Annotated in this window: 13 protein-coding genes; all 13 read right to left on the reverse strand. The window is 59.0% G+C overall.

Annotation, left to right across the window (positions count from 1 at the left end):
* Positions 1-67: 67 nt before the first annotated feature.
* The 13 genes from AC3ZI9_RS11830 to AC3ZI9_RS11890 all read right to left on the reverse strand — a co-directional run bounded on the left by AC3ZI9_RS11830 (position 68) and on the right by AC3ZI9_RS11890 (position 15,269).
* A complete protein-coding gene (locus tag AC3ZI9_RS11830) occupies positions 68-985 on the reverse strand; it encodes a glycosyltransferase (protein WP_443425450.1) in 918 nt (305 codons plus the stop codon).
* On the reverse strand, positions 982-2,268 hold the full coding sequence (locus tag AC3ZI9_RS11835) for a hypothetical protein (RefSeq protein ID WP_489923605.1): 1,287 nt from the start codon (positions 2,266-2,268) through the stop codon (positions 982-984). The genes AC3ZI9_RS11830 and AC3ZI9_RS11835 overlap by 4 nt, the downstream gene beginning before the upstream one ends.
* Positions 2,265-3,314 (reverse strand): glycosyltransferase, encoded by a 1,050-nt coding sequence (locus AC3ZI9_RS11840; protein ID WP_489923606.1) that lies wholly within the window; start codon positions 3,312-3,314, stop codon positions 2,265-2,267. The genes AC3ZI9_RS11835 and AC3ZI9_RS11840 overlap by 4 nt, the downstream gene beginning before the upstream one ends.
* Positions 3,311-4,189, reverse strand: coding sequence for a glycosyltransferase family 4 protein (locus AC3ZI9_RS11845; RefSeq protein ID WP_443425447.1), 879 nt, complete (start codon positions 4,187-4,189; stop codon positions 3,311-3,313). Before AC3ZI9_RS11845 ends, AC3ZI9_RS11840 begins: the two co-directional genes overlap by 4 nt.
* A gap of 278 nt (positions 4,190-4,467) precedes the next feature.
* Positions 4,468-5,985: an oligosaccharide flippase family protein gene (locus tag AC3ZI9_RS11850; RefSeq protein ID WP_489923607.1), complete on the reverse strand. Its 1,518-nt coding sequence runs from the start codon at positions 5,983-5,985 to the stop codon at positions 4,468-4,470.
* Between the two features lie 146 nt (positions 5,986-6,131).
* On the reverse strand, positions 6,132-7,409 hold the full coding sequence (locus AC3ZI9_RS11855; RefSeq protein WP_443425445.1) for a glycosyltransferase family 4 protein: 1,278 nt from the start codon (positions 7,407-7,409) through the stop codon (positions 6,132-6,134).
* Position 7,410: 1 nt separating this feature from the next.
* Entirely contained in the window at positions 7,411-8,544 is a 1,134-nt protein-coding gene (locus tag AC3ZI9_RS11860) for a DegT/DnrJ/EryC1/StrS family aminotransferase (RefSeq protein ID WP_489923608.1), read from the reverse strand.
* Positions 8,541-9,737, reverse strand: a complete 1,197-nt coding sequence (locus AC3ZI9_RS11865) for a glycosyltransferase (protein ID WP_443425443.1) — start codon at positions 9,735-9,737, stop codon at positions 8,541-8,543. The genes AC3ZI9_RS11860 and AC3ZI9_RS11865 overlap by 4 nt, the downstream gene beginning before the upstream one ends.
* Positions 9,734-10,411: a NeuD/PglB/VioB family sugar acetyltransferase gene (locus tag AC3ZI9_RS11870; RefSeq protein WP_441380603.1), complete on the reverse strand. Its 678-nt coding sequence runs from the start codon at positions 10,409-10,411 to the stop codon at positions 9,734-9,736. Before AC3ZI9_RS11870 ends, AC3ZI9_RS11865 begins: the two co-directional genes overlap by 4 nt.
* 2 nt (positions 10,412-10,413) lie before the next feature.
* Positions 10,414-11,553: a DegT/DnrJ/EryC1/StrS family aminotransferase gene (locus AC3ZI9_RS11875; protein WP_441380604.1), complete on the reverse strand. Its 1,140-nt coding sequence runs from the start codon at positions 11,551-11,553 to the stop codon at positions 10,414-10,416.
* 31 nt (positions 11,554-11,584) lie between these two features.
* Positions 11,585-12,595: an NAD-dependent epimerase/dehydratase family protein gene (locus tag AC3ZI9_RS11880; protein WP_489924041.1), complete on the reverse strand. Its 1,011-nt coding sequence runs from the start codon at positions 12,593-12,595 to the stop codon at positions 11,585-11,587.
* A gap of 8 nt (positions 12,596-12,603) precedes the next feature.
* Positions 12,604-13,698, reverse strand: coding sequence for a Gfo/Idh/MocA family protein (locus tag AC3ZI9_RS11885; protein ID WP_087000528.1), 1,095 nt, complete (start codon positions 13,696-13,698; stop codon positions 12,604-12,606).
* On the reverse strand, positions 13,698-15,269 hold the full coding sequence (locus AC3ZI9_RS11890; protein WP_441380605.1) for a sugar transferase: 1,572 nt from the start codon (positions 15,267-15,269) through the stop codon (positions 13,698-13,700). Before AC3ZI9_RS11890 ends, AC3ZI9_RS11885 begins: the two co-directional genes overlap by 1 nt.
* Between the last annotated feature and the right edge of the window lie 102 nt (positions 15,270-15,371).

Below are 15,371 nucleotides of genomic sequence, written 5' to 3' on the forward strand. Positions count from 1 at the left end.
TTGAATGCTCCAGACCCCGGACTGGCATGTAGGGTTCGGGCCGTCACAGGGACCGGTCCTTGGCTGCTTAAACATCATTTCCCCCATTTCTTTGATTCTGGAACCTGGCATTTCCAAGGCGCAATTGCCTCAGCCGCGCCAAGCCAGTTTTGAATTCATCGAAGCCGTTCTTCCCTAGACCCCGAAAGAGCAGCCTCTTCGCCACGAGCCGGAATCCGTCTCGGATGCTGCGCAAGGGGCGTCCTACGACTAGATCCTGGATGGTAGACCAACGGCTCGGGCTCTCAATGCCGTCAAGAAGACGGCCGAAGATGGACAAATGCCCGGCTGCGTCGACGCGGCGTCCACGAACACGGTTGCTAACGTTGGAATCATGAATGACCTGAAGCCAGGCCGGCCTTCCCGCTATTTCTTCGACTTCCATGTGTCGGCCCAAACGATTATGCCAATCAGCCCAGCATCCGAGCGCGCCTTCCCAAGGTTCCCTGACCGAGCAGAACGCGTTGTTTCGATCCTCGCGCAGATAAAGTTCATGGTCGCGACGTATTACACCGTTCACCAAGTAAACGGCAGCGCGAAAATTCTTGGGCGCGGCTCCCTGGAGTCGCGCAACAAAGTCCGAGGCCAGCCCATCATCGTTGTCTAAGTTCGTCGTCAACAAAGTGTCGCCGCGAGCCCCAGTAACCATCGCGAGGTCGTTGACAAGCTCTTCGTGGCTGACCGACTCTCGGAAGATTGGGTGGATTCGCTCGTCTGTTTGCCAGCGCTCTATATACTCGCGAAGCCACTCTGGAGATGCCGGGTCGAAATAGATAATCCACTGAAAATTCGGGTTTGTTTGAGTCACCACGGATGGCAAACAATAGCGTTCGAAAAGCCCCACGCGATCGCGCAGCCAGCCCTCTTTAGCACGAATAGTGCTCTCTGCCCCAAGGGTCGGCAAGTTGAAGCGCGTAAGCAACACGTGATCGATCGCTGAGGTCATGATTCCACCTTGTAGACGTGGTAGCTGTATTCTTCGGCAAATTCATCTCTAAATGTCCCGTCAGTTCCAACCGTGAGAGTCCGTTTCTCACCGAGGACTTGGACTTCCTTCCCCACCATGTCCGACGAAAGGTTGAAGGTTCGATTGCCAGGCTTATCGGAGTCGTCAATCATGGCAAAAATGTAATCGAAGCCGTCGTGGACCTTGAGCATAGAGTCGATGCCCTGTCCGAAGTCGTGGCCCACCGATTGTGTATTAAGTACCGGGGCAAGTTTGTGTATCAGTAAATTCACTTCACCAGCGGCTTTCACCTGTGCCGCAGCACAGAAGTCCGGGTCAATCATCGTTTGCCGTACAAGGCTGCCGCCCGTGCACGGCCCGTTCAGGCTTTGGTTGAAATAGACGATCCCTCGCGCCTCATGGATGAGTGAATTCATCACTGCTCCTTTGAGCTGCTGAGGCTTGATATCAGCCACAAATGGTTGATCAGCTCCCGGCCCGCCATTGAGTATCTCGACAAACTGCCAGATTGGTTGCAACTGGCCGTCAACCGCGTCTCGTTGCCGCAACGAATCGACTGCTTTCCCGTAGCTACTGGCCGTTCGGCAGTTCTCGTCGTTTACTGGGTTCAGATATTCGACAGTTCGTGGCTCCCAATCGCAAAACGGCACGGTATACCAATACATATCTAAGGAAGCGACATCCGACCCAGCATTTACATACTCTTCTGACACGTGGGCAGGCAAGTCTTGCCCGATGACCATTTGACTAAAGTTGATGTAGCCGAATCTGCTTTTATCTTTCGACCCAATCTCAGATTTAACGGATGCTAGTCCTTCTGCCGTATCCGCAAACTTCCCGTCTGGTTCGTCGGCGATCACGGAACCAACCCAGTTCATACTTGAGTCGTTGAAGCTCTCATTGAGCGCATCACCTATCCAAAACACGTCATTGTCTTCGAATAACCGATACGGCGTTGACTCATCCATCCCGATGTAGGTATTGAAACCCAACGATTTGTCGTAAGCAACCTCCTCGTTGGTACTGATCCCGTTGTACCAGAGGACTATTGGAAAGAACTCTGGGTCAGACCAGCCAGCTTGGTCGGCAATGGCAAAAGAACTCCAATACTCGCTGCCTCCTTCCCACGGAATCTTCCCCGACGCCGTGAGCGGCGTCTCCGTACGGGCCGCTTCAACGTTGCCCGAGCTCATACTGCCGGTGCATCCCACAAGAACCAGAGCTGTCAAGCCTCCCACGGCGATCGCTCCCAGCGCCTTCATCGGAGCAGGCCTGAATAGAAGGCATCAAGGTCAGTTCGTAGACCTTCAGCCGAATAATGGCTAAGAACGCTTGCCGAGGCTTTCGCGCCACTTATTTGCAGCTGTTCGCGTGGCATCGACATCGTGTCAAGTAGGGCTCGCATAATCTGCGTGTTGTCGTGGGCCGGAGAGCAATATGCCGGGTCGAAAAATTCAGTCCCCCCACCGCCTGGATGCCCGATAACATAGGCCCCGCAGGCCATAGCCTCTGCTGGCGGCAATCCGAATCCATCTCGATGACTCAAGCTCAAGAAGATCGACGAACGACGAAGTGCGTTTGCCATTTCAATCTCTGTGAGGCCGGAAAGCCCGGTAAGACTCCATTCCCCTGTGCTGAATTCCCTACGGGCATTTAGCAAATGCAGCAATTGGCTCAGCTCGTCGGGCCGTCTACTCGGGACGTATGCGACGTTCCTGCGAGGTCGCTCCGGGATTGGATAGAACACACTTTCATCAACGACATTCCGCACCGTCCAGACGGGCGTGTCGGGAAATGTCATCCGAAGGAGTTCCGCCCCATCGTTCGATACGGTCAAGACTGCTGCCAGATTCGGCAGCTGCGAATACGGTGCACCTGGGCGTTCCGGATCCAATCCGATCCGGTCGAAAGTATGATGCGGACCTTGGTTGAAGACCACGATTCGCACGTTAGTTGGAAGGTGCTCAAATCCCGGGGCGTAGCACTCGGGAACAACAAGAATGTCATTGCTGCGCAACTGGAGATCACTCGCCGGGATCACAGGAGTCTCATTGGAGAACCAGCTGGCGCGAAACCCCTCCCTCGGATGGACAACGGCCGAAACGATACCCAAAGAGACCAACACATCAACATGTCGATAGATAACCTTGATTCCACCGCTAGCCGCCGGCTCTTCAGGTGCTAGATAGTAAACCGCCGGCGCAGCATTCTCGGGGTACACGTGGAATTTAGGCGGAATTCGCCATTTAATGTCCTTGCTCCGTTGATAATCGTCAATGCGGTCAAGTACCCATCCTCCGATATTCATCGTCGGACCTGAATGCCACTGCGAGTTCTTGCTTCTGCTCGGAGCACAGAGGTTGCCTCAAGCATCTTCTGCGCCACTCCACTCCACGTGGTCGAAGCTGCCGCTCGTCGGGCAACCCCGCCCAACACCCTGGCACGATCAGGATTAGCAAGCTCCAACATCGCCGAAGTAATTGCCTCAGTATCAAGGGGATTCACAGCAATGGCGCCTTCGCCCAACAGCTCCGCCGCTCCGCCTTCTCGAGTGCCCACCACGGGAAGCCCGGCGGAGCCAGCTTCGAGGTAAGCAATCGGAGACGGATCGAGTCGACTGGGCATGGTGAAGCATGTCGCTCGCGAGAAAAGTCCATCAATATTTTTTTGTGCTACTGGATCGCCACGACGAAGAAGACCATGAATCGTTACTCCGGGTTCATGAACCGCTGGCGTGTTGCCGACCATATCCAACCGGGCTTCTGGGTAATCACGACGGACACGTTTGAAAGCTGCAAGTACGGCCGCTCCGTTCTTGCGTTGCCAGTCCACACCGAGATATAGGTACCGAGGAATGGACCAGTCTCGCGCTGTGACATCGACCTTCCTCGGGTTGTGGCCCATACCAACAGTTTTGACGCGCAACGGATCGATTCCGTAGTCATCGATAAAAGATCGAGATGCCCAAGAGGTACTCACTAAATTCAAGTCTGCTGCCCGAGAGCTGAGACGCTGTCGATGGACCCACGTCTGAACTCGTGAGTCGGGATAACCAGACAGCCGAAGATCTGAATCAGGATGATTCCACATTTGGAACAAGGTTCCGTCGTCGTAGGTTACAACGGGCGCGACGGGTGCCAAGGACTTCCGGAGCAGCGCCAAATCATAGAGTTCGCTGCCCATCGACACAACTATGTCCAATGTTCCAGCTTGTTTCATGGACTGCGCCAACCCCCTGTTTCGGGCGAATTGCCGTGGCATTGTCCTATCGTAGACAGCCCCTGTATGTCCCGATAATCGGGCTACGCCGGCCGCTACCTTATGCAGCACCCTCGAGGTCCCCGTCCCGATGGGGACAACTTCGCAGCCGAGCTCGGCAAAGCCACTGGCGAGCCCAGCTGGAGTGCCCGACCATGACTGAGGATCCAACGGTCGCCGTTCTGGGTACAGCAATCCGATTCTCATGGTGTCGCGTCCTTCCTCTGTCGGCTCATGGGTAATGGTTTCTCGTTCAACGAATCGGTTTCAGAGCCATGTTCATTCGTCGACTGGTGAATATCATCTGGAATCCCGGTGGTCTGGCGCTGCTTAAAGAAGAGTCGGGAACGCAGGATCCGATGCGACTGCCACGTTGTCGGCAGCATGATGTGCCAGTAATTTCGGGTCATCAGGACGTACAGAATTCCGCCTATCGGTAGACCTACTACGAGTGTCACCACATTGCCTGCGATCCCCCACGTCGCCGCCCAAGCAAGGAGCGAAGCCACTGTTGCGGCGCCGAGCGCCGGAAGAACGCCGCCCAGGCAGGCTCTGATTCGAAGTCCCGTACTTCGTCGAAGAACCACAAGATATACGGGAAGAGTGACTACGATCACGACGACCAGGTGCGCTACGCCGACGCCTTGCAGGCCCGCCCATCGGATCCCCAACCACAGAGCTGGCACCAACAGAGCCAAGCTGGCTGCCTGAACGATGAAAAGGACCTTCGTCTTGCCACTGGAGATTACGACATTGGCGAAGAGGAGTCCCAACACGAACACGGCTCCATACGCTGCAAGGATCCGAAGAATTCCTCCGGCTTCTGTCCACTGTTCGCCATACAACGTGACGACGATCTGATCGGCGAAGGTGATCATGCATCCTGCGATCGGGAACGCTATCCATGCCACCGATCTCGTAGCGGTTGTGATCGCAGAGGCTAGGTCGCCACCGTCTCGACGGATAGCAGAAATGGTTGGCAGTACCATCCCGTTAAGCATGGTCCCGATGATGGCTGTCGACCACGTGCACAGTCCGAAGGCGAGCATATATACACCCAGGTCCGCGACCTGAAGCATCTGTCCGATGAAGACGTAGTCCAGATTCAAGAGCACTTGACTGAGCAGATTGGCCATAGCCAATGGCAGTCCGAAGGCCAAGAGAGGTCTAACGAGGCGCCGGTCAAACCCGAAAGGGTACTTCTTGGATGCGAGGACTAAGAGCATAATGCCACCAATAAGCTGGGTCACTACGCGCGACCACGCAAATGCTTCAGGGCCCCATCCGAGAAACCCTAGAACCAGCAGGACGACGCCACCGACCAAGAAGGAGACAAAGGCAGCACGGAAAACGAGATCCTGCCTGAACTCGCGTTGCAGAAGTGCACCAGGTACTGCGAAGAACCCAATCATGGCGACTGCTAGCGACATGATGCGGATGCTGTCCGTTGCCTCAGAAGTGCCAAGCAGCGACGCCAATGGCTCGGCGAATCCCGCCATCAATCCGGCCAACCCCAAACTTCCGACGGTGGCAATAGTTGCTACCGTTGGCGCTAGCCTGTCAACGTCCAGTTCACTGCGCGCAATAGCCGTTGCTATGCCGAGTTCAGCAATACTGACGATGAAGGCATGAACGAGCATGGCCAACGCGAAAACGCCCAGTTCGTCAGGTGCGACAATGCGAGCTATTACGGCCATGATGAGTACGTTGCTGACACGCATGATGATGTTTCCGCCAGCTGACCAGAAGACGCCAGACCTCACTTTATTGCCAAAGACTGGGCTCTGGCTCTGTCGGGCCGAGGACTCAAGAAGCGGTAGGCCATCGTTCCGCGGTTCATGCGTTTCCGCGGTTTGTTTGTGAGCACTCATGTAGACACACTCGTCGTATCTTTGCGCCCCATCAGTATCTGCAGGGCTCGGGAGGCACCCCGTTGAATGGCACGGGCCAGCAAGACCGCTTCTGGTCCAAGGTCCCAGCACCATCGAAGCAACCCGTAATTATTCAATGATCGATCGTAGACTTTCGCCTGGCGTTCCGCCATGGCATCGAGGCTGAATCGCTCAATGGCGAATTCACGGCCGAATCTTCCCAATCGCAAACACAGCTCTTGATCCGAAAGTAGCAAGCTGAGGCATGCTTCCAATTGAGCAACTGGATTTTCCACCGTCTCGTCGCTCCAGAAGCTGCTACGGAAGAGTGGCTCGGCCGTTTCCGGCTCGAAAGTTTTGAACCAGCCCTTCTCACCAGTCACTACCAGCGGCTTGCCAAAAGACAACGCACGGGCAGCGGACCCACCCATTCCGATGACAATGTCGGAGGCAGCGTAGGCTGCCCGAGGGTCTGGCATGGCGCCCGTGAACACGATGGCACGACGGCCATAGTCGACATTCACGTCCTCCGCCCTCTGCCGGAGCTTTTCCTCTACGTCTCCGGTGCCGACTATAATCAAATCTACGTTCGACCCCGCGAAAGAACGCATCGCATCGATTGCTTGTGCAACGCCCGTAGCTTTCATCTCGGCATCAAGCCGTGTCACCATGACGATTCGCTGGTTTTGCGGAACAAGGTTCTGACTCCGCAGAAATCCTGCCGCATCCACAGCATCCATCTGGTCACTGCACACATCCACGGGTGGGCTGATAAGTTCGACCCCTCCGGCCCTGTCTGCCAGATCGTCCCGAAGATATCCGGTCCCGACCACGAGTTCCGGCCCGACGGGTGTATTCGTGTCTACAGCCATTTCGTAGATGGTCAGAACTAGTGGACGACGCCCCAACAAACAGGGGCCCCATAAGGCAGGCCTTGCAGTCCACGATCCGTATATGTGAACCACCTCGGATCGGTGTTTTTTCACTATCCGCCGAAGCTCCATCGCCCCGTTCAGGGTGTGTTTGGCCCGCTGAAAGCCCTCGACACGGATCCCCTTCGTTTCAGCGACGTCAAAAAGGGAAGGTCCTTCTGGAACAGTGTCGAGTGGACCGACCAACACCGAGTCGTAGCCATATGCTCGCATAGCGACCGCCATGTCGACAGCATTCAGCTGAGTTCCGCCGAGGGCAAGGCTATTCACTTGGACGAGGACGCGCCGCCGGATCGTGGGCACGCCTTCCCCCAATTCGTGAAAGTTGGTCGGGGAGGGCATATCACGACCTCCCACTTGATTGATGGACTCGAATGGCACCGAGGAGCACGTCAACGACCCGCTGCTGCTGTTCTTCGGTGATATGCGGGAAGAGCGGCAACGACAGGATGCGTCCGGCGGCTTCCTCCGCGACGGGGTACGTCCCCTCGCCTAGCCCAAGATCGGCGAAGGCCGCCGTGAGATGCACCGGCGTCGGATAGTGGATGCCAGCACCGATTCCTGCTTTGTTCAGCTCGGCTAGGACCCGGTCTCGATCATCGACGCGTACAACGTAAAGGTGCCAGACATCCTGGTTACCTTCGGCTTGCCGCGGCAGTTCCACTCCATCAATACCGCTCAGTAACGCGCCATACCGTTCTGCGGCCTGGCGGCGTCGTTCATTCCACCACTCCAGCCGTGCCAACTTGGCATTGAGCACCACTGCCTGGACGGTATCCAAGCGTGAGTTCATCCCGACGGCTGAGTGCTCGTACTTCTGGGCACTGCCATGAGCGGAAAGGAGACGGACTTGCGCGGCTACGGCGTCATTCTCGGTCAGCACGGCTCCGGCGTCACCTGCTGCGCCGAGATTCTTGCCCGGATAGAAGCTGGTCCCGGCGGCAACACCTAACGTGCCCGCAGCCCTACCGAATCGGGTGGCACCTTGCGACTGGGCTGCGTCTTCGACGATGACTGCGCCGCAGGAGGCGGCGATTGGTTCGAGCTGCTCGACAAAGGCCGTTTGTCCGAAGATGTGGACGGGGACGATGGCCTCGGTCCGTTCCGATACGGCCGCCCGCACACATTCTGGATCGATTAACAGGTGCTCGGGATCGACGTCCACCAATACGGGGACGGCGCCGAGGCGACAGACAGCCTCGGCCGTGGCAATGAAGGTGTTTGCGGGAAGAATGACCTCACCGCCTGCGGTCACCCCCGCTGCACGCAACGCCAGTTCCAAGGCGTCGGTCCCGTTGCCGACACCGATGCAATGCCGCGCGCCGAGGAAGTCGGCATAGGACTCCTCGAATCGCTTCACTGCTGGCCCGCCAATGAACGACGTGGTCGCAAAGACCTCCTTGAGGCCCGTCATGACCTCTTCGTCAATCTCCAGCTGTTGAGCTCCCAGGTCGACGAGAGGAATGGTGGTGTTCATGAATTTGCCCCCTGGCGTGCCCATGTTTCGCGGTCGACCACACTGCCGAATTGCATCGTGGCGAAGTATTTTGCACTCTCGATGGCGCTGCGGGCCAAAGATCGTGTCGTGGTACTGAATTCCTGCGGCCGCATCACCGTTTCCACGTAGATTCCTGCCAGTTCCGTGCCAGCCTGAGCCAAGCTGTAGCGACGCTCCACGAGTTGACGGCCGAAGGCTCCCAGACGTCTGCAATGCCACGGATCTTCGAGCAGGTCCGTCAACGCCACGAGCAGGTCTCTGACACCGGCGCCCTCCTGGCCGAACCATCCGTTGGCCATAAATTCCTCGGCAGTGTTTTCATCGAGGGTCTTCCAGAAGCCACCTTCTCCTTGGACGATGACCGCCTTGGAATGGGCCAGTCCCTTGATCGCCGAACTCCCCATCCCCAACACGATGTCGGCCGCCTCATAGACCGGGGCCGGATCCAGCAAGAAGCCCACCGGTTGGATGACCGTGCGGCCATGCCGAAGGTTGACCTGCTCCGCCCGGGTCTGGACCGTAGCCAGACCCTCCCCGTCACCGGCAATCAGCAAGCGCACCCGATGCGTTTCCGCCAGGCGGTCGACAACAGAGATCGCTGTCAGGACACCTTGGAGCTTTTCCAGATCGGTGGTCAGCATGGAGACCACCGAAATGACGACCTCCAGTTCGCCAATTCCCCATGATTTACGGGCGCCGGCCTCATCACGGGTCATGTGGTGGGACATATCGACGGGTGGTTCCATCAGGTAGGCGGTCCTTCCTTCGGCTTCCATCCGCTGCTGTAGATCCGGGGTGCCCACTACCAGAGGGAGATGGGTTGGTAGGAAAGAAGGAACCTGCATGGACATGACCGACATCAGGGTCGGAGTGCGCAGTCCACTAGCGAACGCCGCTTGCAGGCCGGGACGCCATTCATAGGTATGGATGAGATCAACGTGCTCGCGTTTGATGGTTTGTCCCAGCCGACGGGTCCACGCACCATTGCGGGAGGACGGCACTGGGGCTTCAATCCACGGCACGCCCGTTGCTTCCAAGGCTTCGCAGAGCACTCCCGACGGTGCGTAAACGACCGCTTCGTGGCCATGACGCCGCACGGCAACGGCCATCTCGATGGCATTGAGTTGGCTTCCACCCATGCCCAGCTGATGCGGGCAGACCAGGATTCTCATTTTCCGATTCCTCCTTGCGGTGCGGCCATTTCCTGTGGCCGGGCAGACGTGCTGATCATCCGGGCAGGATTCCCTGCCCACGTTTCTCCGGTGGGCAGGTCCTCCAGGAGTACGGCGCCCATTCCCAGGACGGCGTCTTCGCCAATCTTCAGGTCCTGCCGCACCGCGGCGTTCATTCCGAGATAGGAGCACCGACCGATCTCGACCCTTCCGCCTACCGAGGCACCCGCAGCTAACGTCACGAAGTCGGCAATGTCGTCGTCGTGGGTCAGCGTCACCTGCGGCATCAGGACTACCTGATGGCCGATGCGTACATCGCAGGTCAGCACGGTGCCGGCCAAGATGATGCTCCCCGCGCCGATCACCGTGCCTTCGCCAATGACAGCGGTGGAATGCACATGAGTGGCAAACTGGTCGTGAGCGACCCCCCACGCTTCCAGCCGGGCACTGACGGCCGCCCGGGCAGCCCCCGATCCAGCGCAAATCAGCATGTGGTCCCCCGACGTTGCAGCCATCTCGATCCCACCCAGTACCCGCACCCCGGCAATATTTCGTCCATGCAGGGCCGCGTCGTCGTCGAGCAACCCCACGAGATGGTGGTCCCCGGTGGCGCGAATGGAGGCGATCGTCTCGCGGGCAAGTCCGCCGGCGGCAATCAGCAGGAGGCGGGCCACGGTCAGACTCCCCCAGCAGCGCGGATGCTGTCGACCACACGGTCCTGATCTGCGGGACTCAGGTCGTGGTAGAGCGGCAGAATCAGCGTGTTATCGGTCAATCGTTCGGTCACCGGTAGCTGGACCATCTGGCCGGAATGTCCGGTGTAGGCAGGTTGACGGTGGGCGGCCATGATGCCGCGACGAGCGGAGATCTCGTCGGTAGCCAACTTCTCGAGTAGTTGCTCCCGTCCCATCGGGAACTCTGGGAGCACCTCGATCCAGAAGGACTGGTAGTTCGAGGTTCCATATCCGGGATCCTGCGCGCAGCGCAGTCCCGGGACGTCGATGAGTTCCGAGCGGTATCTGTCGGCCAGCCCGCGACGGCGTTGGACCATCACGTCGAGTTTGCCCAACTGGACCAGACCCATCGCGGCCTGCAAGTCGGTCATCCGGAAGTTGTAGCCGACCTCGGAGTAGCTTTCCTGAGGTGCCAACAGCGAGCCATGACGCTCGGCAGCCGAGACGTCCATTGAATGTTCACGCAGCCGGCGGGCCCGATCGGCCCACTCCTTGCTATTGGTGGTCAGCATGCCACCCTCACCGGTGGTGAGGAGCTTCCGCGGGTGGAAGGACCAAGCACTGATGTCGGCTCCGACACCGACCGGCGCATCTCGGTACGTTGATCCGGCGCCGCAGGCTGCATCTTCGATCAACGCGATACCCCGTTCGTCGCACAGCGCGCGCAACGGGGCAAGGTCCAGCGGCATCCCGCCCTGATCAACGGCAATGATGGCCCGCGTAGCCGGGGTCAGTGCCACGGCAATGGTCTCGGCCGTGACGTTCCCCGTCTCGACATCCACATCGGCGAACACCGGGCGGGCCCCCAGATAGACCGGGGCATTTGCCGTGGCGATAAACGAGAACGACGGGACCACGACGTCGTCGCCCTCGGTGACACCGGCGACGACCAGGGCCAGCTGGAGGGCCGTCGTGCAACTCGACGTGGCCACTGCGTGGGCGACCCCCTGGTGTTCGGCAAACGCCTGTTCAAAGGCTGCCGTCTTCGGCCCTTGAGCAACCCAGCCCGAGGCGATCACCTCGGCGACGGCATCACTTTCGGCCGCACCGAGCCACGGCTTCATGACACTGATTCTGTTCATCTTCGTGCTTCCCCAGTCTTTATTCGTTATGTCAGTTGGTGGCGGAAACTGGTCGTTTCAGCGCCCGTCCTGCCGCGACCTGTTCACGCAAGGGACGCCACCATTCCACGAGCCGGGCGAGCCCTTCCTCCAGCCCGATCGTGGATTCGAATCCCAAGTCCCGGCAGGCAGCACTGGTATCAGCGAGACGACGGCTCACCGAGTTCACCGCTCGCTCGGGCCCGTAGTCGATGGCCTGTGTCGAACCCATAACGTGCAAGAGGGTTTCGGCAAGTTCCCGGAGGCTGGTCTCGGTGCCACTGGCGACGTTGTAGACACCAGCGGTGACCGGGCTGGCGGCGGCTAAGAGGTTCGCCCGAGCAATGTCCTCGGAGAAGACGAAATCCATGGTCTGGCTTCCGTCTCCGAAGATCAGCGGAGGCAGACCATCATCGATGCGTTCCATCCAGCGCACCAGAACCTCGGTATAGGCGCCGTGGACGTCCATTCGGGGTCCGTAGACGTTGAAATACCGCAAGGCCACGTAATCGAGCCCATACATGGAGTGAAAACTCTTCAGCATTCCTTCGTTGAAGGTCTTGGCAGCGCCGTAGATGGTGTCATTGTTATACGGGTGATGTCGCTCCCCGGTCGGGAACTCCTCAGCCATCCCATAGACGGAAGCACTTGATGCGGCGACGATTTTAGACGTCTTGGCTTCGACGGCAGCTTCGAGGACATTGAACGTCCCGTTAACCATGACGTCGACAGCTAGTCGCGGTTCCTCGGCACACTGCGTGATGCGGATGGCCGCCTGGTGGAAGATGGCATCCTGGTTGTGAACGAGGTCGCGGACCAGCTGTCGGTCGGCGAGATCTCCTTCGATGAGCTCGACACGACCACTGGCGAGCGGGCCGGCGATGTTATCCCGACGTCCACGCACCAGATTATCCAGAACGTCGACGTGTTCGGCACCGGCGTCCAAGAGCTGGTGGACGATTTCGGAACCAATGGTTCCTGCGCCACCGGTGACGAGGTACCTACCGCCTTCGAATTTGTTCAGGTCTGTCTTCACAGGGCTTCCTCCAGAATGGGGTGGTTGACTTCGTCACGAGTTGCCCGGCCTTCGGCGAGGCTGCGGCTTGCCGCTTCCAGCACGGAGAGGACACGGAGCGCGGATTCGCCGTCGGTCGGTGCCGGGCGGCCGGCGCGGATGCTGGCCGCGTACTCGGAAACCATGAGTCCTAACGGTTCGAATTCGGAGAGCGCCGGGGACCAGGTGTCGCCCAACCGGTAGGAGATCATGGCACCCTTGCGGTCCTCGACGTCGTCGCGTACAGCTTCCTGCCGCCCCAGATCAACCCCTCGGTCGAAGACGCTCAGCCGCTGCTGTGGATTCAGGTCGTCCCACACCAGGGTCTTGCGACTTCCACCAATGACCATCTGCCGAATCTTCGTCGGCGAGAGCCAGTTCACGTGAATATGCGCCAGCGCCCCGTTTTCCAGGGGCAGGCTCAGGTAGCCCACACAGGATTTTCCGGAGTTCAGGGGATCCGCTCCCTGCGCGGAAACCGCCACGGGTTTCAGCCCACCGGGGAGGATGAAGTCCAGGATCGATAGATCATGGGGAGCCAGATCCCAGAACACGTCGACGTCTGGTTGAACGAGTCCGAGGTTGATCCGTACCGAATCGATATAGAGGATCTCCCCCAACTCACCGCTGGCTAGGAGATCGCGGATCTTCAACACGGCCGGGGTATAGCAGTAGGTGTGATCGGCCATCAGAATGGTGCCTGCCGCCCGGGCAGCCTCGACCATCTCCCGACCATGGATGCTGTTATCCGCCAATGGCTTCTCCACCAGCACATGTTTGCCGGCTGCGATCGCGGCCATGGCAATGCCGTGATGGGTGCGGGCCGGGGTAGCGATAGCAACCGCGTCAATGGTGTGCTCACGCAGAAGCTCCTCCACGGAGGCAACCACTGCAGGCTCTCCGGTCTTCCTGGCCAGAGCCGAAGCCCGGTCGAGGTCCCTGTCGCAGATGGCCACCAGTTCCCAGTCAGTGCTCATCGCGAAGTTCCGGGCCAGATTCGGGCCCCAGTAACCGGCACCGATGACCGCGATACGCAGGGCAGGATGGACGGAGGTTTCGGGTGCAATGCTCATCAGTAGGCTCCAGCCGGGTTGATCATGACTTTGAAGGTGCGCCACATGATCATCAGATCTCCGGTGGCTGACCAGTTTTCGACGTAATAGAGGTCCAGTCGCACGCTTTCTTCCCAATCCAGATCCGATCGCCCGCTGACCTGCCAGAGGCCGGTGACGCCAGGTTTGATGTAGAGACGACGGTAGGTGTGGCCTTCATAGTCGGCTACTTCGGATGGCAGGGGCGGCCGTGGCCCGACGACCGACATATCGCCCTTGAGGACGTTGAAGAACTGGGGCAGTTCGTCCAAGGAGAACTTGCGCAAGATTCTGCCGACGCGAGTGACTCGAGGATCCTGCTTGAGTTTGAAAAGCGGTCCGGCGCCGTCGTTGGACTCTTTCAGTGCTTCGAGATCTTTTTCGGCGGTGTCCACCATCGAACGGAACTTATACATCTTGAACGGCTGGCCGTGGCGTCCAGTGCGTTCCTGTTGGAAGAACACCCCGCCCTTGCTGTCCCTGCTAATCAACAGGCCCAACACCAGGAACAGCGGGGAGAGCGCGATCAATGCGGTGGTGGCAACGCACATGTCCATACCCCGCTTCAGGACATGTTTGACCCCGCTGAACGTCGGCTGTTCCACGTGCATGAGCGGAAGTCCCTCGACCGGGCGAACGCTGAAGCGTGGTCCCGCCACGTTGGTCAGCGACGAGACCAGGATGACGTCGGTGCGCGACTTCTCGAGTCGCCAGCCCAATTCCTGGAGGGCATGGTTGCCTCCTTGGAGTGCCCCGGCGACGACGACGGCATCTGCCCCGAGCCGGCTAATCTCCTCCTCGATCACCGACCCACCGTGAATCATCGGCAAGGCCGGGCTGGTGACTCGGATGAGGTTCTCTGCATCCTCATCGGGTTCCCCATCGAGCACGACGCCAACGACCCGATAAGCCCCACCGCTTTTATTGGTGATCTGACGAATGACGTAGGGCGTGTCCTTAGCTTGTCCGTAAACAACGACGTCGCTGAGTGCATGCCCTCGGAGCCGCTGGCGTTGCAGCCAGTTTCTCCACAGCCACCGTCCCAGCAGCAGGGCGAGCATTCCCACCGGAACCGTGAGGACGAGGTAGGCGCGCAGGCCGGTGCTCTCCCCGAGGAGGCCGATGATGGCAATTCCGCCGGCAAGCGTGGCACTGGCGTCAATCACCGCCTTGTATTCAAACGCACCGATGGCGATGCGGGCAGAGGAGCGGCTTTGGAAGACCTGCAGTGCCACCAGCCAGCTCACGGCAACGATCAGTCCCAGCAGGAGTGACCAACCGTAGCTCTCCATCACAAAGCCGGCACCGCTGGCCCGGGCGGCTAAGGCACCGAAACGTCCTGCACCCTGCACCTGGACCAAAGAAGCCACGGTAGGCAGTGAGGCCGCAGCACCGACCAACACCACATCGGTGACCAGCAGTTTCCTGCGGTACCGCCTGCGCCAATCGACTGCGGTCGAAATCCGGTTCTGTTTGGAGGAGACCAGACGTGGAGTCCAGACCCGAGGCGCCTCAAAACCGGTACCGCCTACCCGTTCACTCAGCTGCGACATGATTCTCACCCCCTAGCGTCGGAATGCCCCAACTGCTGCGATGCCTCGTGGCACCGCGAGTGGCCGCGTAGCTTCGCATGTGGTCATCCCCCAAAAATGTGT

Source organism: Arthrobacter sp. AOP36-F1-5 (genome assembly GCF_058137995.1).

What these genes read in the sequence shown, in the direction of transcription:
- AC3ZI9_RS11830 (WP_443425450.1), bottom strand. Translation starts at nt 985, where the DNA reads ATGACCTCAGCGATCGATCACGTGTTGCTTACGCGCTTCAACTTGCCG.
- AC3ZI9_RS11835 (WP_489923605.1), bottom strand. Translation starts at nt 2,268, where the DNA reads ATGAAGGCGCTGGGAGCGATCGCCGTGGGAGGCTTGACAGCTCTGGTT.
- AC3ZI9_RS11840 (WP_489923606.1), bottom strand. Translation starts at nt 3,314, where the DNA reads ATGAATATCGGAGGATGGGTACTTGACCGCATTGACGATTATCAACGG.
- AC3ZI9_RS11845 (WP_443425447.1), bottom strand. Translation starts at nt 4,189, where the DNA reads ATGGGCAGCGAACTCTATGATTTGGCGCTGCTCCGGAAGTCCTTGGCA.
- AC3ZI9_RS11850 (WP_489923607.1), bottom strand. Translation starts at nt 5,985, where the DNA reads ATGCGTGTCAGCAACGTACTCATCATGGCCGTAATAGCTCGCATTGTC.
- AC3ZI9_RS11855 (WP_443425445.1), bottom strand. Translation starts at nt 7,409, where the DNA reads ATGCCCTCCCCGACCAACTTTCACGAATTGGGGGAAGGCGTGCCCACG.
- AC3ZI9_RS11860 (WP_489923608.1), bottom strand. Translation starts at nt 8,544, where the DNA reads ATGAACACCACCATTCCTCTCGTCGACCTGGGAGCTCAACAGCTGGAG.
- AC3ZI9_RS11865 (WP_443425443.1), bottom strand. Translation starts at nt 9,737, where the DNA reads ATGAGAATCCTGGTCTGCCCGCATCAGCTGGGCATGGGTGGAAGCCAA.
- AC3ZI9_RS11875 (WP_441380604.1), bottom strand. Translation starts at nt 11,553, where the DNA reads ATGAACAGAATCAGTGTCATGAAGCCGTGGCTCGGTGCGGCCGAAAGT.
- AC3ZI9_RS11885 (WP_087000528.1), bottom strand. Translation starts at nt 13,698, where the DNA reads ATGAGCATTGCACCCGAAACCTCCGTCCATCCTGCCCTGCGTATCGCG.
- AC3ZI9_RS11890 (WP_441380605.1), bottom strand. Translation starts at nt 15,269, where the DNA reads ATGTCGCAGCTGAGTGAACGGGTAGGCGGTACCGGTTTTGAGGCGCCT.